Source organism: Roseivivax sp. THAF197b, assembly GCF_009363255.1.
In the GTDB taxonomy this organism is placed as follows: Bacteria; Pseudomonadota; Alphaproteobacteria; order Rhodobacterales; family Rhodobacteraceae; genus Roseivivax.
The window spans coordinates 2718900-2743531 of the sequence record NZ_CP045318.1 but is presented as its reverse complement, the minus strand read 5'-3'; the positions used below and the strand labels follow the sequence as shown (position 1 = coordinate 2743531).

Genomic DNA, 24632 nt, shown 5'->3' with positions numbered 1-24632 from the left:
TGGCGTTCCGCGTCTTGTAAGAGCGCCGCGAAGACAACAAAGTACCACCGGGGAACATTGGGAGGAGAGCCAAAATGAGTTTTGCATCGAAGGCGGACAGAGACGCCATCGAACAGGAAATGCCCTGGGCGGAGCGTGATCTGCCCAAGACGCTCTATGGTCTTCTGTCGCAGACCGCGGGCAAGTTTCCGGATCGCCCGGCGATCAGCTACCAGATCTTCTCGGGCCCGACCGACAAGGCCGAGACCGTCACCTGGAAAGAGCTGCACGCGAAGACCGCACAGGCCGCGAACCTCTTCCGCTCGCTCGGCGTGGGCGAGAAGGACGTGGTGGCCTATGTGCTGCCCAATGCCAACGAGACGATCTACACCCTGCTGGGGGGCGCCGTCGCGGGCATCGCCAATCCGATCAACCCGCTTCTGGAGCCCGAGCAGATCGGCGCCATCCTGCGCGAAACCGGCGCCAAGGTTGTCGTCACGCTGAAGCCCTTCCCGAAGACGGACGTGGCCCAGAAGGTGGCCGAGGCCGTGCGCCACGCGCCGGCCGTGCACACCATCCTCGAGGTCGATCTCAATCGCTACCTCACGCCGCCCAAATCCTGGATCGTGCCGCTGATCCGTCCCAAGGTCGAAGGCAATCCGCACGCCAATATCCGCAGCCTGACCAAGGAGATGGCCAAGCAGCCGACCGAACTGACCTTCGAGGACAGCAAGGACGACCGCGTCGCCGCCTATTTCCACACCGGCGGGACCACCGGCATGCCGAAGGTCGCGCAGCACCTCTATTCTGGCATGATCTATAACGGCTGGCTCGGACACCGGCTGTTGTTCACCGAGGAAGACAACATCATCTGCCCGCTGCCCTTGTTCCACGTCTTTGCCTGCCATGTCATCCTGATGGCGGCGCTGGCCTCGGGCGCGCATGTGGTCTTCCCGACGCCGCAGGGATATCGCGGCGATGGCGTGTTCGACAATTTCTGGAAGCTGGTGGAGCGCTGGAAGATCAGCTTCGTGATCACCGTGCCCACCGCGGTGTCGGCGCTGATGCAGCGCAAGGTCGATGCCGATGTCTCGTCGGTCAAGACTGCGTTTTCGGGCTCCGCGCCGATGCCGCTGGAGCTCTTCACGCGGTTCGAGGCGGCCTCCGGCGTCACCGTGGTCGAAGGTTACGGCCTGACCGAAGCCACCTGCCTCGTCTCCTGCAACCCGCCCGATGGCGAGAAGAAGGTGGGCTCCATCGGCATTCCCTTCCCCTACACGCAGGTGAAGATCGTCAAGCAGACGGATGGCGGCCCGCAGGAATGCGCCGTGGACGAGATCGGCGAGATCTGCATCTCGAACCCCGGCGTCTATGCGGGCTCGACCTACACGGAGGCGGACAAGAACCGCGATCTCTTCCATGAAGGGCAGTACCTGCGCACGGGCGATCTGGGCCGGATCGACGCGGATGGATATCTGTGGATCACCGGCCGCGCGAAGGACCTGATCATCCGTGGCGGGCACAATATCGACCCTGCCGAGATCGAAGAGGCGCTGCTCACCCATCCCGCGGTCGCCTTCGCGGGCGCCATCGGCCAGCCCGATGCCCATTCGGGTGAAATGCCCTGCGCCTATGTCGAACTGGTCGACGGTGGTCAGGTCACGCCTGAAGAGCTGATGGAGCATTGCAAGATCCACGTGCACGAGCGCGCCGCGCAGCCCAAGCATATGGACATCCTCGATGAACTGCCGAAAACAGCTGTGGGCAAGGTGTTCAAACCCGACCTGCGCCGGATGGCGATCACGCGGGTCTATAACGCCGCGCTCGAAAAGGCGGAGTGCCCGGCGCGCGTGACGTCGGTGATCGACGACAAGAAGCGCGGTCTGGTGGCGCAGGTCACCGGCCACGGCGCGCCCGAAGGCGATATCAACGCCGTCCTGTCGGCCTTCACCCGGCCCTGGGAATACGAAGATCAGGCGCAGGTCGCGGCAGAGTAAATCCGCAGACCTTGCAAAGACAAGCGCCGGTCCACCCCGTGGATCGGCGCTTTTTCGTTGGAGGGGCGAAACCCCTGAGGCCTGTCAGAGCAGGATCACATTGCGCCGCGCCGCACCGGTCTTGGTATCGGCCACGGCCTCGTTGATCTGCCCGAGAGACCACCGCCCCGAGATCAGCTCGTCGAGCTTCAGCCGTCCCTGCGCCCACAGATCGGCCATCCACGGGATGTCGCGCGCGATCACAACGTCGCCCATCTTGGAGCCGATCATCGACTGCCCGGTAAAGGCCGCGATCACCGGCTCGTAGCTGGCTTTCTGGCCCGAATGGGGCATGCCGACCATGACCATGCGGCCGCCATAGCCCAGATAGCGTGGTGCGGCCTCGTAGGCGGGGATGGCGCCCACGGTCACGACGCACAGATCCGCGCCCCGGCCAAGCGCGCGCATGGCGCGGCGCCAGGGCTTCGCGTCGCTCGCGAGAACCCCGTCCGTCGCGCCGAATGCGCGCGCGATCTCGAGCTTGTCCTCGCTCATGTCGACGGCCACGATACGCCGCGCGCCTGCGATCCGCGCGCCCTGGATGGCGTTGAGGCCGACGCCGCCTGCGCCGATGACCACGACATCCTCGCCCGGACGCAAGCGGCCTGCATGGATGACCCCGCCCACGCCGGTGATGACGCCGCAGCCCAGCAGGGCCGCCACCTCGCCGGGCATGCTGTCCGGGACGGGCACGCATTGGTTCCGCCCGATGACGACGCCGGTGGCGAAGGCGCCGCAATCCATCTCGGCCATGACGGGCGTGCCATCGGGCCGGGAGAGGGGCGTCAGATGCCGCGCGGGCGTCTGGCATAGCGTCGGCCGCCCGCCCGCGCAGGTCGCACAGGTGCCGCAGGCGCGGATCAGTGTGATAACCACGCGCTGGCCGATCTCCAGATCGGTCACGCCGTCCCCGAGCGCCACCACGCGGCCCGCCGCCTCGTGCCCCAGCACCAGCGGCGGCTTGCCGCCATAGCCGCCTTCGGCATAGGCAATGTCCGAATGGCAGATCGCGACGGCCTCCACCGCGACTTCGATCTCGCCCGCACGCGGGGCCGCAAGATGCAGCGTCTCGATCTCGAACGGTGCGCCGAAGGCGTTGAGGACAGCGGCCTGTATCTCGGTCATGTGGGGATCTCCTCCTTGCGGCCCACCCCGCGGGGGCCGAACATCAGCGCGAGCGCCACGGCCAGGATGCCGACCGACAGCGCGAAGGGCGCGCCCGCGAACCCCGGCCCGTCGCCCCGGGTGAAGATGAAGAACGTGGTCGTCATCACGGGTGGCGAAAGGATCGCGGCCATGGCGCCACAAGCGCTGAAGAGACCCTGCAATGCGCCTTGTTCGTCATCCGGCACCTGCCGCGCAAGAAGCCCCTGGATCGCGGGCGATGTCACCGCCGCGAAGCCTGCCAGCGGGACGAGGAACAGCACCAGCGTGCCCGAGGTCAGCACCGACAAAAGGGTGAAGACCAGCGCGTTCATGCACAGCCCGTAAATGACAGTGCCCCGCTCGCCCAGGATTCGCAGGAAGACGCGAATGAGGCCCGCCTGCATGATCGCCGCCGTGATGCCGAACAATCCCAGCGACAACCCGATGGTGCGCGCGTCCCAATCAAAGCGGGCCACACCGTAATAGGACCAGATCGAAGGATAGACGAAGAACGCCACTTGCAGCAGGAAGAAGACCAGAAGCGTGCGCGAGGCGCCGGGAATGCGGCCCATCGCCCGAAAGGCCCCCAGTGGGTCGAGGCGCCTGGGGTCGATTGCGCGGCGATTGGCATCCGTCACCGTCTCCGGCAGGGCGAGATAACCGATGAGGAGGTTCAGCGCGGCGAGGGCTGCTGCAGCAAAGAAGGGCGCGCGGGTGCCGAACTCTCCCAGAAAGCCGCCGAAGATCGGCCCGATGACGAAGCCCATGCCGAAGCCCGCGCCGATCAGCCCGAAATTCGCGGCTTTCTCATGGGGCGCGGAGAGGTCCGCCATGGCCGCCGAGGCCGCCGATTGCGTGGCCGCCGTCATGCCCGAAACGATACGGCCCAGGAGCAACAGCCAGAACGTGCCCGCCACCCCCATGATTATGTAATCGAGCGCCATGATGAAAAGCGCGCCCAGCAGCACCGGACGCCTCCCGAACCGGTCCGACAATGAGCCCAGAAGCGGCGCGCACAGGAACTGCATCAGCGCGAAAGACGTGGCCAGAAGCCCGCCCCAAAGGGCCGCGTTCGAGATATCGCTGCCCGTCACCTCGCGCATGAGGTCGGGCATGACCGGCATGATCAGCCCCACGCCCATCGCGTCGATCATCACGGTGGATACGAGGAAGACCTTGGCGGTGCGCATCGCTCAGCCCGCATCCCGGACGGCGCGGGCAAAGGCGCGCGCTTCGTCGGGCGCGGTGCCGGTCAGCCGCTCGGGCGTGAAATCCGCAGGCTCTAGATCGGGATAGGCGCGGGCCGCCGTAGCCACGAGATCCGCGCCGCTTTCGGCGGTGTCGCGGGTCAGCGCCTTCATCGCAGCCTGCGCCTCGGGGCGGGGCATGGTGCGGGCCAGCGCGAAGGACAAGGCTTCGGCGGCCAGCGCGCCTTTCGATGCCGCCAGCGTGGCGCGCATCGCGGCCGGATCGGGGGCCAGGTCTTCGGTGAGCGGACCTGCGCGTTCCAGCGCTGCCGCCCCGGTCAGGCAGAGCTGCGGCAGCGTCATCCATTCGGTGAACCACGCCGCCCCGTCGCGCTGGTGCCGATGCACCGCGGCATTTTGCAAGGAGCTTGAAAGGCTTGCGGCATGATGTTGAAGCATCACGAGAACGGAGGGCGCGACCGGGTTCTGCTTTTGCGGCATGGTCGAGGAGGCGCCCGTGCCCCCAAGGCGCAGCTCCCGGCATTCGGAGGCGGTGAGCGCGATCAGGTCTTCGCCCATCTTGCCAAGTGCCACGGTCAGGCGCGCGATCCACGCGCCAAGCCGGGTGATGGCCCCGCGATCCGTGTGCCAGGAATGGCCGGGATCGGCGAGGTTCAGCGCCTTTGCCAGGGCCGCGCGCACGGCCGCGGGATCGGGCCCCAGCACCGAGGCCGTGCCCGCAGCACCCGACAGGGAGACGGTGAGCCCGTCCCGCAGATCCGCAAGCTCGCCGCGCAGTGCCAGAAGCGGCCAGCCCCAGGACGCGGCCACGGCGCCGAAGGTCGTGGGCGTGGCGTGCTGGCCATAGGTGCGCGCGGCCATGGGCAGATCGGCATGGGTCTCGGCCTGGGCGGCCAGCGCGCGCAACACGCGCGTCAGGCCGGTCTCATAATGGCTCAGCACCTGCCGCAGCCGCAGCATCAGCGCAGTGTCCATGATGTCCTGCGAGGTCGCGCCGAAATGGATGTATTGCGCGTGTTCGGGCGCTTGCATCAACTCGCGGAAGGCCGCGACGAGCGCCGGGACCGGCACGCCGTTTTCGCCTGTGGCCTCCGCCAAACCGCCGGGATCGATCTGCAATTCGAGCGACGCGCGGTGAATCGCCTTGGCGCTGATCTCGGGGATCAGGCCCGCAGCGCCCTGGACCTGCGCAAGCGCGCCTTCGACGATCAGCATCGCCCGGACCTCGGCCGTGTCGGAGAAAAGCCGCGCGACCTCACCGGTGGGAACGAGCTTGCCGTAAAGCGCGCTGTCGAAAAGGCTCGCGCTCATGTGCCCGCGATCCGCGTCAGATGGGCGGCAAGGCCCGCCGGGTCCGAAAAGAAGGGCGAATGCGAGGTCGCCATGCGCGTGACGTCTGCAGCCGGGAAATCGGCGGCCATCTCTTCCTGGAACTCGGGCGGGATCGCGCTGTCTTCTTCGCAGATGATGTAGGCGCGGGGCACCTTTGCGTAAGTCGCACCCAGTGTGACCTTGGTGTCCTGCGGCAGCACCGCTTGCGGGCAGACGTGGTCCAGCGCGAAGGCGACCTGCTCGTCGCTGCAATCGTGGTAGAAGACCTCGCGCGCATGGTCCGGCAGAATGGAGAAGGTGACGCCGTCCTCGGCCTTTCGCACGGCTTTCAGGATTGGCTGACGGGGGGCGCTGAGGCGCATCTCGATCAGCGAATGGCCGGGCCGGGGCACATAGGCGCAGAGATAGACCAGCTTCTCGATATGGGTCGGATCGAGATCGGCCGCCCGGCTGATCGGGTAGCCGCCCATGGAATGGCCCACCACGATCGAAGGCCGGTCGAGCGCGTCGTGAATGGCCGCGGCGTAATCGTCGAGCGTCACATCGCCGGGCGGGGTCGGATCGTTCCCGTGCGACGGCAGGTCGATGGCACGGGTGGTGTGTCCCTGCGCCTCGAGCGCCGGGATCAGGTCGCGCCAGCACCACGCGCCATGGCACGAGCCGTGGACCAGAAGGAAATGGGCCATACGGTACCTCCTCAGTTTTCTGCGGGCAGACCTGTCAGGAAGTCCGACAGGACGCGGGCATATTCCTCGGGCGCCTCGACGCAGGGCAGGTGGCCCGCGCCGCGAATGAGGTGAAAGCGGGAGCCTTCGATCAGGTCCACGGTCTCGCGTACGAGGTCAGGCGGGGTGGAGCCATCTTCCGAGCCTGCAATTCCGAGTGCCGGCATCCGCAGCGCTGCGGTCGTGGTGTAGAAATCGCTGCCCGCAATGGCCGCGCCGCACCCGGTCCATCCTTCCATGGGTTGGCGAACGAACATGTTGCGCCAGGCGTGGAAGGCGTCGGTGCCGCGGAAGGCGTCGGAGAACCAGCGCTGCATGGTGGCATCGGCGAGCGCCTCAAGCCCGCCTGCCTCCGCGGCGGCGATCCGTTCGTCCCACATGTCGCGCGTGCCGATCTTGGCGCCGGTATTCGACAGCACGATGGCGCGCACGAGGTCGGGCCGCTTGGCCGCAAGGCCCTGCGCGATCAGCCCGCCGATGGACAAGCCCACGAAAACGACGTTGCCGAGGCCCAGATGGTCGATCAGCATCTCGGCGTCGCGGACCAGCGTGCCCATGCCGTAGGGCGGCTTGGTCAGTTGCGTTAGTCCGTGGCCACGCTTGTCGTAGCGGATGTAGCGGTAGCCCTCGGGCAGGAGCGGCAGGATCGAATCCCACAGCCGCAAATCCGTGCCAAGCGAGTTTGCGAAGACCACCGGCTGCCCGTTCGGGTCCCCGTCTTCGCGGTAATTCACCTTCAATCCGTCCAGTGCGACGACCTGCATGCCCGGGCTCCCTTCTCCGTGTGAGGTTATGTCTAGCGGCGTTCCCCGGCGATGGAAACGCCCCCGAGGCGGGGATGCGACACCGGGGGCCTCGGCACCGCATTGCGGGGCCTGCGCCCGCTTGCTAACGATTGTCGGAGAACGGGAGGAGACGAGCCAATGCCCACCATCACCGAGATCGAGGATCTGCGCCGCATCTACCGCCGCCGCGTCCCGAAGATGTTCTTCGATTACACCGAGTCGGGCAGTTGGTCGGAACAGACCTTCCGCGAGAACAGCTCTGATTTCGACCGGATCTACCTGCGCCAGCGCATCGCCAAGGATATGGCCGACCGCTCCACCGCGAGCCAGATGATCGGGCAGGACGTGTCGATGCCCGTGGCGCTGGCCCCCGTGGGGCTGACCGGCATGCAGCATTGGGACGGGGAGATCAAAGCGGCCAAGGCGGCCGAAAAGTTCGGCGTGCCCTATTCGCTGTCGACTATGTCGATCTGCTCCATCGAGGACGTGGCCGCCAATATCTCCAAGCCCTTCTGGATGCAGGTCTACACCCTGAAGGACGATGATTTCATGCAGCGTCTCTTCGACCGCGCGAAGGAGGCCAAGTGCTCGGCCGCCATCATCACGGTCGATCTGCAACTGCTGGGCCAGCGCCACAAGGACGTGAAGAACGGGCTTTCCGCGCCGCCGAAACTGACGCCCGCCTCGGTCGCCAACATGATGACCAAGGTGCAATGGGGCCTTGGCATGCTGTCCACCAAGCGCCGCTTCTTCGGCAATATCGTGGGCCATGCGAAAGGCGTGTCGGACCCGTCCTCGCTGTCGACATGGACCTCGCAGGCCTTCGATCAGTCGCTCGACTGGGACCGGATCCGGCAGTTCCGCAAGATGTGGGACGGCCCGCTCATCATCAAGGGCATCATGGATCCCCGCGATGCGCGGGAGGCGCTGAACGTGGGGGCTGACGCCATCGTCGTGTCGAACCATGGCGGGCGGCAGCTTGATGGCGCGCTCTCCTCGATCCGCGCGCTGGAGCCCATTCTCGACGCCGTGGGCGACAAGATCGAGGTGCATTTCGACAGTGGCATCCGCTCCGGTCAGGACGTGCTCAAGGCAATCGCGCTGGGCGCCAAGGGCACCTATATCGGGCGCGCCTACGTCTACGGTCTGGGGGCGATGGGGCAGGCGGGGGTGACCCGCTCGCTCGAGGTGATCCAGAACGAGCTGAGCACCACGATGGGCCTTTGCGGGCATCGCAACATCGCGGATGTGGACCGCGATATTCTCATGGTGCCCAAGGGCTTCAGCGACGGATGGGATCAGGCGCCGCGCGACGCATGAGCGGCAGGAGCACGACCGGGATCGCAAGGATCAGGACCGCCAGCGCGGTGAAGGAGGCGGCAAGGCCGAACCCTTCGGCCAGAAGGCCCATCATCGGCGGTCCCGCAAAAAAGCCCGCATAGCCCACGACCGACAGGCGCGAGACCATGAGCGCCCGGTCGCGAGCCCGGATGCGCTTGCCCGCCCAGGCGAAGACCGTGGGCACGATGAGCGACAGGCCAAGCCCCATGATCGTGAAGCCCGCATAGGCCAGGCCGAGCTGCGGCGCATGGGCGGCCAGGGCCGCACCGGATGCCGCCACCAGTGCCGCCGCCCGGATCAGGACCGATTCCCGCACATAGCGCGTCGCAACCTGCCCGAAGAGTCGTCCGATCCCCATGGTCAGCCCAAGAAGGGCAGGACCGATGGCACCGGCTGCAGCGCCTGCGTCATGGCTGCGTTCGAGATGCAGCGCGGACCAGCCCTCGGTCCCCTGTTCGGCGAGAAAGGCCAGGCAGATGATCGCACCGCCCGACAGGATGATCGGCAGCGACAGCGCGGGCCCTTCCGGTCCCTGCTGGCTGGCGTCCGGACCTTCGGATGCGGCTCCGGCCGGGGCAGGCACCCGCAGAACGTAGAACGCGGCAAGTCCGCTCAGCAGTGCCACGGCGGTGAAGATGGCCAGGGGTGCTGCGCCCCATTGCCGCGCCAGACCCGCCGCAACCGCGGCTACCGCGTAAATCAGCGAATAGGCTGCGTGATTGAGGTTCATCAGGCTGCGCCCGCTCTCGGCCTCAAGCGCGCTGACGCGGGCATTCATCGCCACATCCAGAAGGCCGTAGCCCGCACAGGCCGCTACCATCGCCGCCGTGAAGGCCAGCGGCGAACCCGCCAGACCCGGCAGCAGCGCCCCGAAGGCCGCGATCCCGGTGATGACGCCAAGCGCCCGCGCGCCGAGCCGTGCCTCGATACGCGGCGCCAGCCACATCGCGGCCACAGCCCCCAGCGTCGAGACCAGAAGCGCGAGCCCCAGACCCGCATCGCTGAGACCGGCTGCGCGTTTGACATCCGGCACCGAGGCCGCGAAGGCACCCCAGAACAGGCCCAACGCCATGAACGACATGGCGGGCCCTCGGCTGATGCGAAAATCCTTGGCGAATCCCATGCGTGTCGACTGACATAGCGGGCCACGATCGGCCAGAGGATATGCGGCCGGGTGACATGATGCGGATTCTGCAGGATCCACACTTGTCAAACCGCCCCAACCGCTATATCGCGCGGGCTTCACGCGGGGATACAGCCTTGGAGGATCCCTGCCCGTATTATGGAGAATTGAGATATGGCTGGAGAGATTCCTGATCTTCACGCCCTGGAACGGACGGGGACAGGCAAGGGCGCCGCTCGTCAGGCCCGCCGCGATGGCATGGTTCCGGGCATTGTTTTTGGTGGCGACACGGACCCGCTGCCGATCAACATCCCGTACAACGCGCTGATCAAGCGCCTCAAGGCCGGTCGCTTCAAGGCGACGCTGTTCAACCTCAAGGTTGAAGGCCATGACGATGTGCGTGTGATATGCCGCGACGTTCAGCGCGACGTGGTCAAGGACCTGCCCACGCATTTCGACCTGATGCGTCTGCGCCGCACCTCGAAGATCGCGATCTTCATCCCGGTCGAGTTCACCGGCGAAGAGGAATGCCCCGGCCTCAAGGCAGGCGGCGTTCTGACCGTGATCCGTCCCGAGATCGAACTCGTGGTGACCGCGGGCGACATCCCCGAGAAGGTGGTTGTGGACCTCTCGAAGCTCGAGATCGGTGATTCCGTGTCGGCCTCCGACGTGGAATTCCCCTCCGGCTCCAAGCCCACGATCGACCGCGACTTCGCGATCTGCTCGATCTCCGCACCCTCCGGCCTGGCCGCGTCCGACGACGACGAAGAGCCCGAGACCGAGGTCATCGAGCAGAACGCCGAGACCGTCGAAGGCGAGACGGAGCAGGGCGAAGAGTAATCCGCCCCTCTGGTCTGATTTCAACGGCCTCGCCTTCGGGCGGGGCCGTTTTCGTTTGCGGTGTTTGCAGCGCGCAGGGGCTTGCCCTATCTGTGAGCCAGAACGGCAAAGGGGTATGCGATGAAACTGCTGGTGGGTCTTGGAAATCCCGGGCGCGATTATGCCGGGCATCGCCACAATATCGGTTTCATGGCGCTCGACCGGATTGCCGAGGATCATGGCCTCGCACCGTGGAAGTCGAAGTTTCAGGGCGAGATCGCGGAGGGGCGGCTCGGCCGTGACAAGGTGCTGCTGCTCAAGCCTGGCACGTACATGAACAAGTCCGGCCAAGCCGTTGGAGAAGCTGCGCGTTTCTACAAGATTGCACCGGAGGATATCGTCGTTTTTCACGACGACCTGGACCTTGCACCGGGCCGGTTGAAGGTGAAGCAGGGCGGCGGTCACGCGGGCCATAACGGCCTCCGTTCGATCCACGCGCATATCGGGGAAAACTACGGGCGTGTGCGCCTCGGCATCGGGCATCCGGGCCGCAAGGAGCTTGTCTCGGGCTATGTCCTGCACGATTTCGCAAAGGCAGAGCAGGACTGGCTCGACGATCTGATGCGCGGCATCTCGGACGGGGCGCCGATGCTGGCAGACGGGGACAATGCCGGGTTCATGAACAAGGTGGCATTGCGCACCGCACCGCCGCGCAGTTCAACGTCGCCTGACAAGCCTCAGAAACCTAAGAGCAAACCGGAGCCGGCGCCCGAGGCAGCCCCTGAGCCCGCACCGGATGATCGCTCGGCGCTGCAGCGCCTTGTCGATCGGTTCAAGTAATCCTGCGAAGGAGCGGAGAATGGAAAAAGATCCATCCATCAACGTGCTGGGAGAGCCGCTTGAACCCTGTTCGAGCGATCCGCTGACCGGCTTTTTCCGCGACGGGGCCTGCAATACCTGCGATGCCGACCGCGGCAGCCACACGGTATGCGCCGTTCTGACAGAGGAATTTCTGGCTTATTCCAAGTATGTAGGGAACGATCTTTCCACGCCCCGGCCCGAGTTCAACTTCCCCGGTCTGAAACCCGGTGACAGCTGGTGCCTCTGCGCGGGCCGGTTCATGCAGGCCCATGAGGAGGGCTGCGCGCCCCGCGTATCTCTGTCCTCGACGCATCAGCGGGCCTTGGAGATTGTGCCGATGGACGTGCTCGAAGCCCATCGGAGTGATCCGAGCGAATGATCGCCTCTCAGGTCCGTTTTGAGCGGGCCGATATCTGCGCTCATTACAGATCTCGTGGGTGGCAGCATAGCTCTCGCGGGCATCGCTTCTCCAGCGGCCTTGTGAAAAATCAATGAATTTTGCGAATTTCGGGGGCGATTAGGCGTAAGAATTTCATATTCCGAACAATTTTGAAGATGCGGGCCAGATTTCGCCTTTACCCCCTGTCCCAACAGTCCTGCGCGTCACATCGGTCCAAAAACAATCGCGCGCCCAGCAGTGCCGGACGCGCGATAGATGACGCAAAAAGGGTAACGCGTGCAGGACGTGCCCTTCAGCGCGAAGGAACCGCCATCGCGATCTGACGGCGCCTCACACCTTCCGGATTTACGACAGGTCCCGGCCCAAGGCCTTGGCGACCGTGAAGATATCCTTGTCGCCGCGCCCGCACATATTCATGCAGATGATATGATCCGCAGGCAGTTCGGGTGCGATCTTCATGACGTGGGCCAGCGCGTGCGACGGCTCCAGCGCGGGGATGATGCCCTCGCTTTCGCAACAGAGCTGGAACGCCTCCAACGCCTCGGCATCGGTGATCGAGACGTATTTCGCGCGGCCGATATCGTGCAGCCAGGAATGCTCCGGCCCGATGCCGGGATAATCGAGGCCCGCCGAAATCGAGAAGCCTTCGAGGATCTGCCCGTCATCGTCCTGCAGCAGGTAGGTGCGGTTGCCGTGCAGCACGCCCGGGCGTCCGCCGGTCAGCGAGGCGCAATGCTCCATCTTGTCGGAGACGCCCTTGCCGCCCGCTTCGACGCCGATGATGTTCACCGACGGGTCGTCGAGGAACGGATAGAACAGTCCCATCGCGTTGGAGCCACCGCCGATGGCCGCGATGATCGTGTCGGGCAAACGGCCCTCGGCCTCGTGCATCTGTTCGCGCGTCTCCTTGCCGATGATCGACTGGAAGTCGCGGACCATGGCCGGGTAGGGGTGCGGACCCGCCACCGTGCCGATGCAGTAGAAGGTGTCGCGCACATTGGTGACCCAGTCGCGCAGTGCGTCGTTCATTGCATCCTTGAGGGTCCCGCGGCCGGAGGTCACGGCCACCACCTCGGCACCGAGAAGCTTCATGCGGAAGACGTTGGGCTGCTGCCGCTCGACATCATGGGCGCCCATGTAGACCACGCATTTCAGGCCGAACTTCGCGCAGACCGTCGCGGTGGCCACGCCGTGCTGGCCGGCGCCCGTCTCGGCGATGATGCGGGTCTTGCCCATGCGGCGGGCGAGGATGATCTGGCCCAGCACGTTGTTGATCTTGTGCGCACCGGTATGGTTCAGCTCGTCGCGCTTCATGTAGATCTTGGCGCCGCCCAGCCGCTCGGTCAGACGTTCGGCATGATAGAGCGGCGAGGGGCGGCCGACGTAATGCTTCCAGAGGAAATCCATCTCGTCCCAGAAGCTCTGGTCGGTCTTGGCATGCTCGTACTGTTCCTCAAGCTCGAGGATCAGCGGCATCAGCGTCTCGGAGACGAAACGGCCACCGAAATCGCCGAAGCGGCCCTTTTCGTCGGGCCCGGTCATGAAGGAATTAACGAGTTCGTTCATCGCTTGGCGCTCCCAGGTCAGGTTTTCCCGTACCTACGGAAGAGCCGGGGGCGTGGCCAGAGGAAAACTGTCGCAGATATGCGCGCTCAATGCAGTTTGAGCTTGGGACGCAGAACCTTGTTCACCCGGCCGGCGGCAATCATGAACGCGCCCATGAACCAGCCATGCACCGCAAGCAGGTGCATGCGGTAAAGCGAGTTATACGCAAACCGCGCGATCCGGCCCTGCAGCGCCATCGAACCGCCCATGAGATTGCCCATAAGCGATCCGATCGTGTCGAAGCGTGAGAGGTTCACCAGCGCGCCGTGGTCCTTGTAGACGAAATCGCGCGGCGTCTGCTTGGACATGATGCGGTTGAGATTGTCGAAGACGCAGGACGCCATCTGATGCGCGGATTGCGCACGGGGCGGGATCGGCCGGTCGTCGCCCGGCAGCGTGCAATTCGCGCAATCGCCAATCGCGAAGATCCGGTCATCCGTGACCGTCTGCAGGGTGGGACGCACCAGGATGCGGTCGATGCGATCGAGTTCCAGATCGCTCATCGCAGCCACGCCGTGGTCCCCGCGCACGCCCGCGGCCCACAGGATCATGTCCGCCTCGATGGGATCGGCATCCTTGACGTGAACGCGGTTCTTCTCAACTTCGGAGACCATCGCGCCGGTGCGGACGTCGATGCCGAGCGCGCGCAGCTCGGTCGAGGCGGCCTCCGACAAATCCTCGCGCAGCGCGGGCAATATGCGCGGCCCGGCCTCCAGGAGCGACACCTCGAGCGCGTCTTCGTCGAACACTTCAAGCCCGTAGGTGCGCAGGCCCTTGGCAGCGTTGAACAATTCCGCCGAAAGCTCGACACCGGTCGCACCACCGCCGACGATGCAGATCTTCAGCTTGGCATCGCTGTCGCCGCTCTGGCGCCGTTCGTTGACGCGCAGACAGGCATTGAGAAGGCGCTTGCGGAAGGCATCGGCCTGCGGGCGGTTCTCCAGAAACATCGCATGGTCGCGCACGCCCGGAATGCCGAAATCGTTGGAGACACCGCCGATGGCCAGCACGAGGTAATCATAGCGGATCTCATGGCGGTCGATTATGACCTCTCCGTCGTCATCGAGAAGCGGCGCGGTGATGATCTTTTGTCGTTCGCGATCAATGCCTTCGAGCGCGCCGTTAAAGAAGCGATAGCCCCATCGCGCGGCGTGGCCGCCATAACCCACCTCGTCGAGATTGGGGTCGAGCGAGCCCGCCGCCACCTCGTGCAGGAGCGGTTTCCAGACATGGGTGCGGTCGCGGTCGACAAGGATGATGTCGTGCTTTTCGCGCCCGTATTTCGCGCCGAGCCGCCGAACGAGTTCAAGCCCGCCTGCGCCGCCGCCCACGACGACGATCTGGGTTTTGGGTGTCGGCATGCTGTCCTCTCGGGTCGGGGTCTTGCGGTGTAATGTCGTGCGCTCGCGCCTCAGGGCAAGTAAATGTATGCCGGTTGCTCCGCGCGGGGTCCGGATCAGGGCCCTGTGCTCAATCGCTGCAAAATGGGGGCGGTAAGGCCGCCTCGCAGGGCGGGCCAGCGCAGAGGCGCTTCTAGATCAGGGATGCGGTGCGCGACATCCGCGCAAAGGCTCAGGCCCGGTGCGCGCCATCCGCAAGGGATTTCACGAAGGCCAGTACTTCGGAGACCGGCTTGCCCTGAGCCATCTCGCTCACGATGGCCGAGCCCACGACGCAGCCATCGGCAATCGCCGCGATGCTCTCGGAGGCGTCGGGCGTGCGGATGCCGAAGCCCACGATGACCGGCAGATCGGTCTGCGCCTTGATGCGGGCCACCTCGGGCGCTACGTCTTCGGCCTTGGCCGCGGCCGCACCGGTGATCCCGGTGATCGAGACGTAATAGACAAAGCCAGACGTGTTCTCGAGCACCTTGGGCAGGCGCTTGTCGTCGGTGGTGGGGGTGGCGAGGCGGATGAAGTTCAGCCCGGCCTTCTGGGCGGGAATGCAGAGCTCGTCGTCTTCCTCGGGCGGCAGGTCGACGATGATCAGCCCGTCGATCCCGGCTTGCTTGGCCTGTTCCAGGAACCGGTCCACGCCGCGCGAATAGATCGGGTTGTAATACCCCATCATCACGATCGGCGTCTCGTCATCGCCCTTGCGGAAATCGGCCACCATCTGCAGCGTCTGGTCGAGGGTCATGTGCCCGGCCAGCGCACGCTGGCCAGCTTCCTGGATCGTCGGGCCGTCGGCCATTGGATCGGTGAAGGGCAGGCCCAACTCGATGATGTCGACACCTGCGCCCGGCAGGCCCTTGATCAGCTCGAGCGAGGTCGGCACGTCGGGATCACCCGCCATCACGTAGGACACGAAGGCTTTCTTGCCTTCTGCGCGCAGCGTCGCGAACTTGGCGTCGATCCGTGTCATTCTAAGTCCCGTCCTGTGATCCGAGCGTGTGAGTGCCGGATCGGCGACGGAAAATCAATGGCCCATCGACAGGTCAATGTCGGGGCGAAGGAGGCTCAGATGCGTATCGTGTTCACAGGCGGCAGCGGCAAGGCGGGGCGGCACGTGCTGCCCTATCTGCGCGATCAGGGGCATCGCATCCTGAACCTGGACCAAACGCCGCTCGGCGCGGAGGGCATCCATGATCTCGACGTGGATCTGACCGATAGCGGACAGGTCTGGAACGCGATGACGCAGGTCTTCGACATTGCCGATCTCGATGGCAAGGGCGTCGAGCCCGTGGATGCGGTGGTGCATTTCGCCGCCGTGCCGCGGATCGGGCTCACGGCGGATAACGTGACCTTCGCCAACAACGTCACCTCCACCTACAACGTCATCGAGGCGGCGGTGAAACTCGGTGTGCCGAAGATCATCTTCGCCTCGTCGGAGACGACCTACGGCATCTGTTTCGCGCAAGGCGAGGTGCGCCCCGACTACCTGCCCGTCGATGAAGCGCATCCCACGGTGCCCCATGACAGCTACGCCATGTCGAAGATCTGCAACGAGGCCACGGCGCGGTCCTTTCAGGCGCGCTCGGGCCGCGATATCTACGGGCTGCGCATCAACAACGTCATCGAACCCCATGAATACGAAGAAATGTTTCCGGACTTTGTGGCCGATCCCGACCTGCGCCGCCGCAACATCTTCGCGTATATCGACGCGCGCGATCTGGGCCTGATGGTGGAGCGGTGCCTGCGCACCGACGGGCTGGGCTATGAGGTGTTCAACGTCGCCAACCCGGAGCCTTCCGTCGATCTGAGCACCGCGGCGATTGCCGAACGCTTCTATCCCGGCGTGCCCTTCGCATCCGAGATGGGCGAATACGAGACGTTCTTCTCCATCGAGAAGGCCCGCCGCCTTCTGGGCTTTGCCCCGCCGGAACGCTGGCGCGACGCGTTGGGAATGCCGCCGCGACCGGAATGAGCTTTCGTTGACCTGCATCAAGGTCCTGCCATTGCGACGCGCATAGTCTCCGGTCGATCCCGACGATGACAGGAGACGACAGGATGGCGCCCAAGGACACTGCTGCCCAGCCCGATGAGGTCATTGAAACACCCGCCCCGGAGCCAACCACCTTCGATCAGAGCGGCTATCCCTACCAGACGCGGCTGTCGCGCCGCAGCTACGAGCGCGAAAAAGCACGCCTGCAGGCCGAACTGCTGAAGGTCCAGCTCTGGGCGCAGGAGACCGGCCAGAAATTCGTGCTTCTGTTCGAGGGGCGCGATGCGGCCGGGAAGGGCGGCACGATCAAGCGCTTCACGGAGCATCTGAATCCACGCAGCGCGCGCGTCGTGGCGCTGAACAAACCGACCGACGAAGAGCGCGGGCAGTGGTATTTCCAGCGCTACATCGATCATTTGCCGACCTGCGGCGAGATCGTTCTGTATGACCGGTCCTGGTATAATCGTGCCGGGGTGGAGCGGGTGATGGGGTTCTGCGAGCCGCACGAATACCTCGAATTCATGCGTCAGACACCGGAGCTTGAGCGGATGCTCGTGCGCTCGGGCATCCGGCTTTACAAATACTGGTTCTCCGTCACTCGCGACGAACAGAGCGCACGGTTCCGCAGCCGGGAAACCGATCCTCTGAAGCAGTGGAAACTCTCGCCCATCGATATGGCGAGCCTCAATCGCTGGGATGATTACACCGAGGCCAAGGAGGCGATGTTCTTCTACACAGACACGGCCGATGCGCCCTGGACCATCGTGAAATCCGACGACAAGAAGCGCGCGCGGCTCAATTGCATGCGGCATTTCCTGTCCTCGCTGGATTATCCGGGCAAGGATGCGCGCATCGTGAAGGGACCCGATCCGCTAATCGTGGGGCGCGCGGCGCATGTGATCCTGCACGATCAGCACATCCTCGGGGCATCGCTGCATCCGCCCGCACAGGACGCGACAGCGTAGCGCCGACGGCCGATCTTGCGCCGCGCGAGGGCCGGGCGTAAGCCCAGCCCATGACGCATATCGAGCTGTCCTTCCCGCGCCATCTGCGCGCCACGGCCGTGCTGGGCCTGCCGCTTGTCGGCGGGCATCTCGCGCAGTTTGCCATTGGCCTGACCGACACGGTCATGATCGGCTGGTACGGGGTGGCGGAGCTGGCCGCGCTGACGCTCGCCGTGACGGTCTTCATGACCTTTTTCATGTTCGGGACGGGCTTTGCCTTCGCGGTCATGCCGATGGTGGCCAGCCACGCCGCGCAAGGCGACGATGTGCAGGTGCGGCGGGTCACGCGGATGGGGCTGTGGCTGTCGGGGATGTTCTTCCTCGCCACGCTGCCGATCTTCTGGTTCTCCGCGCCGATCCTGCGTGCGCTCGGCCAGGAGGCTGTGCTGGCGGGCGATGCCCAGACCTATCTGCGCATTGCCGGTCTCGGACTGGCGCCGGCACTCGGCGTGATGGTGCTGAAAAGCTACCTAGCCGGGATGGAGCACACCCGCGCGGTGTTCTGGATCACCGTGCTCGCGGCGCTGCTGAACGTGCCCTTCAACTGGGTGCTGATCTTCGGGAGGTTCGGCTTTCCGGAGCTTGGCATTCAGGGGGCCGCGATCGCGTCCGTGCTGACGCACTCGGTCGCGGCTGTGGGCGCGATCCTCTATGCCCTGCGGGCGTTGCCGCAGCATGACCTTTTCACCCGGTTCTGGCGTCCGGACGTGGAAAGCCTCCGGGCGGTCTTTCGTCTGGGTTGGCCCATCGGTCTGACCAATCTGTCCGAAGTCGGGCTCTTCGCGGCCTCCTCGATTCTGATGGGATGGCTGGGCGCCGTCCCGCTTGCCGCCCATGGCATCGCGATCCAACTCGCCACGGCGGTGTTCATGATCCATATGGGCCTCTCCAACGCGGCCACGATCCGCACCGGCAATGCCTTCGGGCGCGGGGATGCGGCGCATCTGGCGCGGGGGGCCAAGGCCGCGCTGATCCTGTCAGGGGGGATTTCGCTGCTGGGGATGGCGGTCTTCATCCTGGCGCCGGAGCCGCTGATCGGGCTGTTTCTCGATCCCGCCGATCCCGCGCGCCTCAACATCATCGCCATCGGCACGGGGCTTTTGATGATGGCGGCACTCTTTCAGGTGGTGGACGGAGCGCAGGTCATCGCGCTCGGGCTATTGCGCGGGGTGCAGGACACGCGTGCGCCAATGTGGATGGCGGCGCTGGCCTATTGGGGGGTGGGCCTGCCCGCGGCGCTCATTTTCGGCTTTCCGCTGGGCTGGGGCGGCATCGGGGTGTGGTTCGGTCTTGTCCTCGGTCTCGGCGTGGCGGCAATCCTGCTGCTGGCCCGGTTCTGGACCCGCGCCTTGCCGACATTCGCCGCCACCGGGCAGAGCCTTGCGCCCGAAGCCGCAGGCCAATAGAAGCGCCCCGTTCGGGCATCAGGAAAGGGCAGAACATGGGCTTTCGCATGGGAATCGTCGGCTTGCCGAACGTGGGCAAGTCCACCTTGTTCAACGCGCTGACGCGCACCGCATCCGCACAGGCGGCCAACTTTCCGTTCTGCACGATCGAGCCCAATGTCGGCGAGGTCGCGGTCCCCGATACGCGGCTCGACAAGCTGGCCGACATCGCCAAATCCAAGCAGATCATCCCGACCCGGATGACCTTCGTGGATATCGCGGGCCTCGTGAAGGGCGCGTCGAAAGGCGAAGGCCTCGGCAACCAGTTCCTTGCGAATATCCGTGAAGTCGACGCCATCGCGCATGTGCTGCGCTGTTTCGAAGATGGCGATGTCGTGCATGTGGATGGCCGTGTCGATCCCGTCTCGGACGCCGAGACCATCGAGACCGAGCTGATCATCGCCGATATGGAAAGCCTCGAGAAGCGGCTCCAGAACATCGTGCGCAAGGTGCGCGGCGGCGACAAGGAGGCGGTGCAGCAGGAACGCCTGATGAAGATGGCGCTTGAGGCCCTGAACGAGGGCAAGCCCGCCCGCACGGTCGAGGTGGCGGAAGACGATCTGAAGCAGTGGCGCATGCTCCAGCTTCTGACCGCAAAGCCCGTGCTTTACGTCTGCAACGTCGCCGAGGCGGATGCCGCCAACGGCAACGCCCATTCCGACGCCGTGGCAAAGATGGCTGCCGAGCAGGGCAATTCCCACGTCGTGATCTCGGCCCAGATCGAAGAGGAAATCTCCCAGCTCGATGCCGAGGAAGCCGCGATGTTCCTCGAGGAAATGGGGCTCGACGAGGCGGGTCTCGACCGGTTGATCAAGGCGGGCTACCAGCTTTTGCAGCTTGAGACCTATTTCACCGTCGGTCCCAAGGAAGCGCGCGCCTGGACGATTCCGATCGGGACGCCCGCGCCGAAAGCCGCTGGTGTGATCCACGGCGATTTCGAGAAGGGCTTCATCCGCGCCGAAACCATCGCTTACGACGATTTCGTAACCCTGGGCGGGGAACAACCCGCGAAGGACGCGGGCAAGATGCGCGCCGAGGGCAAGGGCTACGTCGTCAAGGATGGCGACGTGCTGCACTTCCTCTTCAACACCTGAGCGCGCGCCGCGCGAGGGCTTACCACAGCGGCATCTGGTGGATCGGTCCTCGCGCGCCGCTGTGACGGCGATTGGCCTCGCTGCGCGGGGCGATGCCCATGTCGTCCAGCCGGTCGCGCGGCAGGGTGTCGAGACGCGCGGCATCGCGCGCCTGGCGTCGCGCCTCGCGTATCTGGCGGAAGATCGTTATAAGAGGATGGCTACGGACGCTCTGGGGCAGGGCGAGGATACGGGTCATGGCAATGTCTCCGGATTGGGGCTTTTGAATGCCCCGATCCTCGCAACCGCCCGTCATCCTATCGCAAAGGTCCGGCTGTGATGACGCCGCCCGCGCGCAATCGTTCCGTCAAATCGACGTCTGCCTGCGTCAGGTGGCGATCCCAAAGCCCGCGAAGAGCCTGCGGACCGCGCGGCATATCGCGCCGCGCGCCGCGGTGCTCAACCCTGCCTGTCTGCGAAAGCGTGGAAGTGATGCACGGGTCCGTGGCCCGAGCCGACCTTCAGATCGTCCGCATGCGCGATGGCCGCGGCGATATAGGCTTTCGCCCGCGCGGTTGCTTCGGGCAGCGCATGGCCGTGACCCAATTGCGTGCCGAGCGTCGCGGAAAGGGTGCAGCCAGTGCCGTGGGTATTGCGCGTGAACGTGCGGGGGCCTTCGAGCCAATGCGCGCCCGCTTGGGTCATCAGAAGGTCGGGGCTGTCCGCGCCGGTCAGATGCCCGCCCTTGAGCAGCACCGCATCTGGGCCGAGTGCCAGAAGCGCTGCCGCCTGCGCCTCCATCGCGTCCCGTGTTCGGGCCGCATCCGTGCCCAGAAGGTCCGCCGCCTCGGGCAGGTTCGGCGTGATCAGGGTGGCTATTGGCAGGAGCCGATCGCGCAGGGCCTCGACCGCGTTGGTGGCGAGCAGACGATCCCCGCCCTTGGCCACCATCACCGGATCGAGCACCAGGGGCGCCGCCAGCCCGTCCAAGGCCGCTGCAACCGCTTCAATGATTGCAGCGCTGCCCAGCATGCCGATCTTGACCGCATCGACGGCGATATCCGCGCGGATGGCGTCGATCTGTGCGGTCACCATTTCGGGCGCGGTCAGCGTGACGGCCCGCACGCCTTGGGTGTTCTGCGCCGTGAGCGCCGTGATCGCGGCCATGCCATAGCCGCCATTTGCCGAGATCGCCTTCAGATCGGCCTGAATGCCCGCGCCGCCCGAAGGGTCCGACCCGGCAATGGAAAGGATGTTGGGGATCATGCGCGCCTCCATGCGTCGACAAGGTGCCGCGTCGCGGCTTCCGCGTCAGTCGCGCGGGCAATGGCCGAGACGACCGCAAGTCCCGCAGCGCCCGCGCGCTTCAGAGCGGGGATGTCGGCCGCCCCCAGCCCACCGATGGCCACGACCGGCACCGAAGAGGCCGCGACGATCCGCGCGAGCCCCGCCGCCCCGATGGGCGCCGCGGCGTCGGGCTTCGTGGGTGTCGCCCGATAGGGACCCGCGCCGATGTAATCGACACCCTCCGGGATGGCCGCGCATTGTGCCTCCGTCTCGACCGACAGGCCCAGCAGGGCCTCTGAGCCAATCTCTGCCCGCGAGCGCTCCGGATCGCCATCGCCCTGACCGATATGCAGATCCGTCCCGGTCCCGGCGCTGACTGCGATCCGGTCATTGACGAAGAGCCGGACACCAAGGGCCGAAAGGTCGGGCTGCACCTTGCGCACGAGTGAAGCGATCTCCGCATCCGGCGCGGATTTGTCGCGGATCTGAACGGCCCAGGCGCCGCCGCGGGCCGCGGCCATCACCTGATCGATCACGGGGCGGTCGGCGGTGGGGTCGGTGACGAAATAGACTGCGCCGATCACGACACGACCTCGATCCGGGCGGCGGCATCGAGAGCCTCCGGCGTCAGCGCATGCAGCGCATCGAGGAAGGCGGGCTGAAAGCTGCCCGGACCCTGCGCCGTTTGGCCTGCCACCTCTCCGGCCACACCGTAGGCGGACATGGCTGCCAGCGTCGCTTCGAAAGGCGGCTGGCCCACGCAGAACGCGGCGATAACGCCGTTGAGCGAGCAGCCCATCACCGTGATCTTCGCCATCAGCGGATGACCGTTCGCCACGCGCGCCGCCCGGCTGCCGTCGGTGACGAAATCCACCGGGCCCGACACGGCGACGATACCACCTGTGCGCTGCGCCAATTGGCGGGCGGCACTTTCGGCATCGGCCACGCTGTCGCCCGCATCGACCCCGCGGGCCTGACCGCCGAGGCCCGCAAGTGTCAGGATTTCCGAGGCATTGCCGCGCACCACAGTGGGCCGTTGGTCCAGAAGCCGCGCCGTCAGGTCCTGACGGAAGCGCGTCGCGGCGACGCCGACCGGGTCGAGGATCCAGGGGCGCTCATGGGCGACCATGACCCCAGCGGCCTCCTCCATGGCGGCCCCCCATTCGGGATCGGCGGTGCCGATATTAACCGTCAGCGCCTGGGCGAGGGCGGCAAATTCCGCGACCTCGACGCGGGCATGCACCATGGCGGGCGAGGCACCGATCGCCAGAAGCACGTTCGCCATCGTGTTCATCGCGACGAAATTGGTGATGTTATGGACGAGGGGCGCTGTCTCGCGCAGCGTCCGGAGAGACGATCCGGGATGTGTCATCTGGCCTCCTTTCGGGCGGAGGCACGGCAGACGCGGCGCAGGTTCGGCGACGTCCCCGCAACTTCCTCCGCCGGCATGATCCGGTTCAGGTTCGAAGGGTGCTTCTCAGCCCGCCTGACGCGGACGCCCCTGTTGCAAGGCGTAACGTGCAGCCCAAGGGCGGCGTGTCAACCGCCGTTCCATGCCGGGGGAGACCAGTGGGTCCTACAACGTGCGCGTTGAGGCGCGGGAGCAGGCTCAGCGCGGCGTCTCTTCCGCCCCGATATCCCAGAACAGCCCGGCCATCAGCCTGAGGCCGTCGCGGCAGACCGATGTCAGAACATGCTCGTCGGGCGCGTGCTGGGAACAGGCGCGGTAGGAATGCGGCACCCAGACGGTCGGGATACCAAGGATATCGGCGAAGACATCGTTTGGCAGCGATCCTGCGAGGTTGGGCAGGATATGCGGCGCTTGCCCCGAGGTGCGGGTGAGGGAGCCTGCCACGAAACGCACCCAGGGGTGATCGGGCGACAGGCGTGTCGCCTGGAAAAGCCCCGTCTCGCAGGGATCGACCCGGACCGCAGAGAACCCATGCGCGTCGAGATGCCGTCTGAGCGCAGGCAGGATCTCCGCGGGATCGGTCCCCACGACGTAACGCAGCTGACAGGTGGCGCGGGCCTTGGCCGAGATCGCGTTGACCGGCGCCTCTGGCACGCCGCTCGTCATGGCCAGCACGGCAAAGCTGTTCCAGCCGAAGGCCCGCTCGGTCGGGGTCAGATCCTCCTCGCCCCAATCCTCATCCACCGACGGGCCGTCCTCGTCTTCGATGGGCAGGTCGCGCAGGGCGGCGCGGATGTCGTCGGTGAGGCTCTCCGGGCGCCATTCGGGAACCCGGATCTGGCCGCGCGCATCGGTGATGCAGGACAGCGCCTGGGCAAGGATCATCGCGGGATCCGCAAGCAGGCCGCCCCAATTGCCCGAATGATGCGCCCCGTCCCGCAGATCGACGACCAGATCGAAGGTCAGACCGCCGCGCGAGCCCATGAACAGGGTGGGCGTCCCGGGCTGCAGACGCGGGCCGTCCGAGGCGATCAGGACGTCCGCGCCAATTGCGTCCTTATGCGCTTCGAAGAACTCGGCAAGACCGGGAGAGCCGGTCTCTTCGCCGGTCTCGATGACCACGCAGCAATTGAAGCCGAGCGCGCCGCGCGTCTGCAGCACGGCCTCGAGCGCGGCGAGGTTGATCAGGTGCTGTCCCTTGTTGTCCGCCGTTCCGCGTCCATAAAGCCGCGCGCCTTCCTCCTTGAGGCGAAAGGGATGCAGACCCTCCCGCCATTGGTCCTGCTGGGCACGGATCACGTCGCCGTGGCCGTAGATCAGGATGGTTGGCAGGTCTGCGCTTTCCTGCCGCCTTGCAACAAGGATCGGATGGGCCGAAGCGACGGGATTGGCGTGGATTTCGCAGGAAAACCCCATCCGGCTCAGCCGGTCGGTCATGGGCTCGCGCAGGTAGCGCATCAGTTCGGGCGCCTGATCGGGGTTCTGGCTTTCCGTCTCGAAGGCCACGAGGCCGGCCAATTCGTCGGTGAATGCTCCCGTATCGAAATAGTCCGATATTGCGGTGATTGCGGTCTCTTTCGTCATGTATCGGATCCTCGTCGTTGCGCGGCGACATTGATCGAAAGCCGCCGCCCATTGCAATGCGCGGAGGCGCCGCCCGCGACAGGG

23 protein-coding genes and 1 riboswitch are annotated in these 24632 nt (G+C 65.6%); of the genes, 9 read left to right on the top strand and 14 right to left on the bottom strand.

Annotated elements, in window-relative coordinates:
• Positions 1–74: 74 nt before the first annotated feature.
• Positions 75–1976, top strand: a complete 1902-nt coding sequence (locus FIV09_RS13125) for an acyl-CoA synthetase (RefSeq protein ID WP_152450459.1) — start codon at positions 75–77, stop codon at positions 1974–1976.
• A gap of 84 nt (positions 1977–2060) precedes the next feature.
• Here FIV09_RS13125 and FIV09_RS13120 read toward each other — a convergent pair whose 3' ends face one another.
• From FIV09_RS13120 to pcaD, 5 genes are read right to left on the bottom strand one after another with little or no spacing between them, the layout of a single operon-like run.
• On the bottom strand, positions 2061–3140 hold the full coding sequence (locus FIV09_RS13120; protein WP_152450457.1) for an alcohol dehydrogenase catalytic domain-containing protein: 1080 nt from the start codon (positions 3138–3140) through the stop codon (positions 2061–2063).
• A complete protein-coding gene (locus tag FIV09_RS13115) occupies positions 3137–4351 on the bottom strand; it encodes an MFS transporter (RefSeq protein WP_152450455.1) in 1215 nt (404 codons plus the stop codon). The genes FIV09_RS13120 and FIV09_RS13115 overlap by 4 nt, the downstream gene beginning before the upstream one ends.
• A gap of 3 nt (positions 4352–4354) precedes the next feature.
• The gene (locus FIV09_RS13110) at positions 4355–5680 is read right to left on the bottom strand and encodes a lyase family protein (protein ID WP_152450453.1); all 1326 of its coding nucleotides are present in this window, start codon (positions 5678–5680) and stop codon (positions 4355–4357) included.
• On the bottom strand, positions 5677–6387 hold the full coding sequence (locus tag FIV09_RS13105) for an alpha/beta fold hydrolase (RefSeq protein WP_152450450.1): 711 nt from the start codon (positions 6385–6387) through the stop codon (positions 5677–5679). The genes FIV09_RS13110 and FIV09_RS13105 overlap by 4 nt, the downstream gene beginning before the upstream one ends.
• 11 nt (positions 6388–6398) lie before the next feature.
• Positions 6399–7190 (bottom strand): 3-oxoadipate enol-lactonase, encoded by a 792-nt coding sequence (pcaD, locus tag FIV09_RS13100; RefSeq protein WP_152450448.1) that lies wholly within the window; start codon positions 7188–7190, stop codon positions 6399–6401.
• A 159-nt stretch (positions 7191–7349) separates the two neighbouring features.
• Between pcaD and FIV09_RS13095 the strand changes: the two genes are divergently transcribed.
• Positions 7350–8531: an alpha-hydroxy acid oxidase gene (locus tag FIV09_RS13095; RefSeq protein WP_152450446.1), complete on the top strand. Its 1182-nt coding sequence runs from the start codon at positions 7350–7352 to the stop codon at positions 8529–8531.
• On the opposite strand, the gene FIV09_RS13090 is transcribed toward FIV09_RS13095, so the two are convergent.
• Positions 8494–9633, bottom strand: coding sequence for an MFS transporter (locus tag FIV09_RS13090; RefSeq protein ID WP_254702433.1), 1140 nt, complete (start codon positions 9631–9633; stop codon positions 8494–8496). The genes FIV09_RS13095 and FIV09_RS13090 overlap by 38 nt on opposite strands.
• Positions 9634–9849: 216 nt before the next feature.
• Between FIV09_RS13090 and FIV09_RS13085 the strand changes: the two genes are divergently transcribed.
• The 3 genes from FIV09_RS13085 (at position 9850) to FIV09_RS13075 (ending at position 11734) form a co-directional block, all read left to right on the top strand.
• Complete coding sequence (locus tag FIV09_RS13085) at positions 9850–10515, top strand: 50S ribosomal protein L25/general stress protein Ctc (protein WP_152450441.1); 666 nt, start codon at positions 9850–9852, stop codon at positions 10513–10515.
• A 120-nt stretch (positions 10516–10635) separates the two neighbouring features.
• Positions 10636–11334: an aminoacyl-tRNA hydrolase gene (gene pth, locus FIV09_RS13080; protein WP_152450439.1), complete on the top strand. Its 699-nt coding sequence runs from the start codon at positions 10636–10638 to the stop codon at positions 11332–11334.
• 19 nt (positions 11335–11353) lie between these two features.
• Positions 11354–11734 (top strand): DUF2237 family protein, encoded by a 381-nt coding sequence (locus tag FIV09_RS13075; protein ID WP_152450437.1) that lies wholly within the window; start codon positions 11354–11356, stop codon positions 11732–11734.
• 366 nt (positions 11735–12100) lie between these two features.
• Here FIV09_RS13075 and trpB read toward each other — a convergent pair whose 3' ends face one another.
• The 3 genes from trpB to trpA form a co-directional block, all read right to left on the bottom strand.
• The gene (gene trpB, locus FIV09_RS13070; RefSeq protein WP_152450435.1) at positions 12101–13321 is read right to left on the bottom strand and encodes a tryptophan synthase subunit beta; all 1221 of its coding nucleotides are present in this window, start codon (positions 13319–13321) and stop codon (positions 12101–12103) included.
• Positions 13322–13407: 86 nt separating this feature from the next.
• The gene (locus FIV09_RS13065) at positions 13408–14721 is read right to left on the bottom strand and encodes an NAD(P)/FAD-dependent oxidoreductase (protein ID WP_152450433.1); all 1314 of its coding nucleotides are present in this window, start codon (positions 14719–14721) and stop codon (positions 13408–13410) included.
• Positions 14722–14932: 211 nt separating this feature from the next.
• The gene (trpA, locus tag FIV09_RS13060) at positions 14933–15724 is read right to left on the bottom strand and encodes a tryptophan synthase subunit alpha (protein WP_152450431.1); all 792 of its coding nucleotides are present in this window, start codon (positions 15722–15724) and stop codon (positions 14933–14935) included.
• Between the two features lie 99 nt (positions 15725–15823).
• Between trpA and FIV09_RS13055 the strand changes: the two genes are divergently transcribed.
• The 4 genes from FIV09_RS13055 (at position 15824) to ychF (ending at position 20287) form a co-directional block, all read left to right on the top strand.
• Complete coding sequence (locus tag FIV09_RS13055; protein ID WP_152450429.1) at positions 15824–16726, top strand: NAD(P)-dependent oxidoreductase; 903 nt, start codon at positions 15824–15826, stop codon at positions 16724–16726.
• An 83-nt stretch (positions 16727–16809) separates the two neighbouring features.
• Positions 16810–17709, top strand: a complete 900-nt coding sequence (ppk2, locus tag FIV09_RS13050) for a polyphosphate kinase 2 (RefSeq protein ID WP_254702432.1) — start codon at positions 16810–16812, stop codon at positions 17707–17709.
• A gap of 50 nt (positions 17710–17759) precedes the next feature.
• Positions 17760–19154 (top strand): MATE family efflux transporter, encoded by a 1395-nt coding sequence (locus tag FIV09_RS13045; RefSeq protein ID WP_152450425.1) that lies wholly within the window; start codon positions 17760–17762, stop codon positions 19152–19154.
• A gap of 35 nt (positions 19155–19189) precedes the next feature.
• Complete coding sequence (gene ychF, locus FIV09_RS13040) at positions 19190–20287, top strand: redox-regulated ATPase YchF (RefSeq protein WP_152450423.1); 1098 nt, start codon at positions 19190–19192, stop codon at positions 20285–20287.
• Positions 20288–20306: 19 nt separating this feature from the next.
• On the opposite strand, the gene FIV09_RS13035 is transcribed toward ychF, so the two are convergent.
• The 5 genes from FIV09_RS13035 to FIV09_RS13015 form a co-directional block, all read right to left on the bottom strand.
• A complete protein-coding gene (locus tag FIV09_RS13035; RefSeq protein ID WP_152450421.1) occupies positions 20307–20525 on the bottom strand; it encodes a hypothetical protein in 219 nt (72 codons plus the stop codon).
• A gap of 200 nt (positions 20526–20725) precedes the next feature.
• Positions 20726–21532, bottom strand: a complete 807-nt coding sequence (gene thiD / locus FIV09_RS13030; protein ID WP_152450419.1) for a bifunctional hydroxymethylpyrimidine kinase/phosphomethylpyrimidine kinase — start codon at positions 21530–21532, stop codon at positions 20726–20728.
• Positions 21529–22137 carry a thiamine phosphate synthase gene (thiE, locus tag FIV09_RS13025; RefSeq protein ID WP_152450417.1) on the bottom strand — a complete coding sequence of 203 codons (609 nt, stop codon included), beginning with the start codon at positions 22135–22137 and terminating at the stop codon, positions 21529–21531. The genes thiD and thiE overlap by 4 nt, the downstream gene beginning before the upstream one ends.
• Entirely contained in the window at positions 22134–22925 is a 792-nt protein-coding gene (gene thiM / locus FIV09_RS13020; RefSeq protein ID WP_152450415.1) for a hydroxyethylthiazole kinase, read from the bottom strand. Before thiM ends, thiE begins: the two co-directional genes overlap by 4 nt.
• A gap of 45 nt (positions 22926–22970) precedes the next feature.
• Positions 22971–23066: riboswitch (TPP riboswitch) on the bottom strand.
• 96 nt (positions 23067–23162) lie between these two features.
• The gene (locus FIV09_RS13015; RefSeq protein ID WP_152450414.1) at positions 23163–24548 is read right to left on the bottom strand and encodes a M20 family metallopeptidase; all 1386 of its coding nucleotides are present in this window, start codon (positions 24546–24548) and stop codon (positions 23163–23165) included.
• Positions 24549–24632: the final 84 nt, after the last annotated feature.

Excerpts from the sequence above, each read along its gene's own strand:
- FIV09_RS13085 (WP_152450441.1), top strand. The coding sequence starts at position 9,850 with ATGGCTGGAGAGATTCCTGATCTTCACGCCCTGGAACGGACGGGGACA.
- trpA (WP_152450431.1), bottom strand. The coding sequence starts at position 15,724 with ATGACACGGATCGACGCCAAGTTCGCGACGCTGCGCGCAGAAGGCAAG.
- FIV09_RS13035 (WP_152450421.1), bottom strand. The coding sequence starts at position 20,525 with ATGACCCGTATCCTCGCCCTGCCCCAGAGCGTCCGTAGCCATCCTCTT.
- pcaD (WP_152450448.1), bottom strand. The coding sequence starts at position 7,190 with ATGCAGGTCGTCGCACTGGACGGATTGAAGGTGAATTACCGCGAAGAC.
- pth (WP_152450439.1), top strand. The coding sequence starts at position 10,636 with ATGAAACTGCTGGTGGGTCTTGGAAATCCCGGGCGCGATTATGCCGGG.
- FIV09_RS13110 (WP_152450453.1), bottom strand. The coding sequence starts at position 5,680 with ATGAGCGCGAGCCTTTTCGACAGCGCGCTTTACGGCAAGCTCGTTCCC.
- FIV09_RS13045 (WP_152450425.1), top strand. The coding sequence starts at position 17,760 with ATGACGCATATCGAGCTGTCCTTCCCGCGCCATCTGCGCGCCACGGCC.
- thiD (WP_152450419.1), bottom strand. The coding sequence starts at position 21,532 with ATGATCCCCAACATCCTTTCCATTGCCGGGTCGGACCCTTCGGGCGGC.
- FIV09_RS13125 (WP_152450459.1), top strand. The coding sequence starts at position 75 with ATGAGTTTTGCATCGAAGGCGGACAGAGACGCCATCGAACAGGAAATG.
- FIV09_RS13120 (WP_152450457.1), bottom strand. The coding sequence starts at position 3,140 with ATGACCGAGATACAGGCCGCTGTCCTCAACGCCTTCGGCGCACCGTTC.
- FIV09_RS13105 (WP_152450450.1), bottom strand. The coding sequence starts at position 6,387 with ATGGCCCATTTCCTTCTGGTCCACGGCTCGTGCCATGGCGCGTGGTGC.
- ychF (WP_152450423.1), top strand. The coding sequence starts at position 19,190 with ATGGGCTTTCGCATGGGAATCGTCGGCTTGCCGAACGTGGGCAAGTCC.
- FIV09_RS13090 (WP_254702433.1), bottom strand. The coding sequence starts at position 9,633 with ATGTCGTTCATGGCGTTGGGCCTGTTCTGGGGTGCCTTCGCGGCCTCG.
- FIV09_RS13095 (WP_152450446.1), top strand. The coding sequence starts at position 7,350 with ATGCCCACCATCACCGAGATCGAGGATCTGCGCCGCATCTACCGCCGC.
- FIV09_RS13015 (WP_152450414.1), bottom strand. The coding sequence starts at position 24,548 with ATGACGAAAGAGACCGCAATCACCGCAATATCGGACTATTTCGATACG.
- FIV09_RS13075 (WP_152450437.1), top strand. The coding sequence starts at position 11,354 with ATGGAAAAAGATCCATCCATCAACGTGCTGGGAGAGCCGCTTGAACCC.
- FIV09_RS13065 (WP_152450433.1), bottom strand. The coding sequence starts at position 14,721 with ATGCCGACACCCAAAACCCAGATCGTCGTCGTGGGCGGCGGCGCAGGC.
- trpB (WP_152450435.1), bottom strand. The coding sequence starts at position 13,321 with ATGAACGAACTCGTTAATTCCTTCATGACCGGGCCCGACGAAAAGGGC.
- thiM (WP_152450415.1), bottom strand. The coding sequence starts at position 22,925 with ATGACACATCCCGGATCGTCTCTCCGGACGCTGCGCGAGACAGCGCCC.
- FIV09_RS13055 (WP_152450429.1), top strand. The coding sequence starts at position 15,824 with ATGCGTATCGTGTTCACAGGCGGCAGCGGCAAGGCGGGGCGGCACGTG.
- FIV09_RS13115 (WP_152450455.1), bottom strand. The coding sequence starts at position 4,351 with ATGCGCACCGCCAAGGTCTTCCTCGTATCCACCGTGATGATCGACGCG.
- ppk2 (WP_254702432.1), top strand. The coding sequence starts at position 16,810 with ATGGCGCCCAAGGACACTGCTGCCCAGCCCGATGAGGTCATTGAAACA.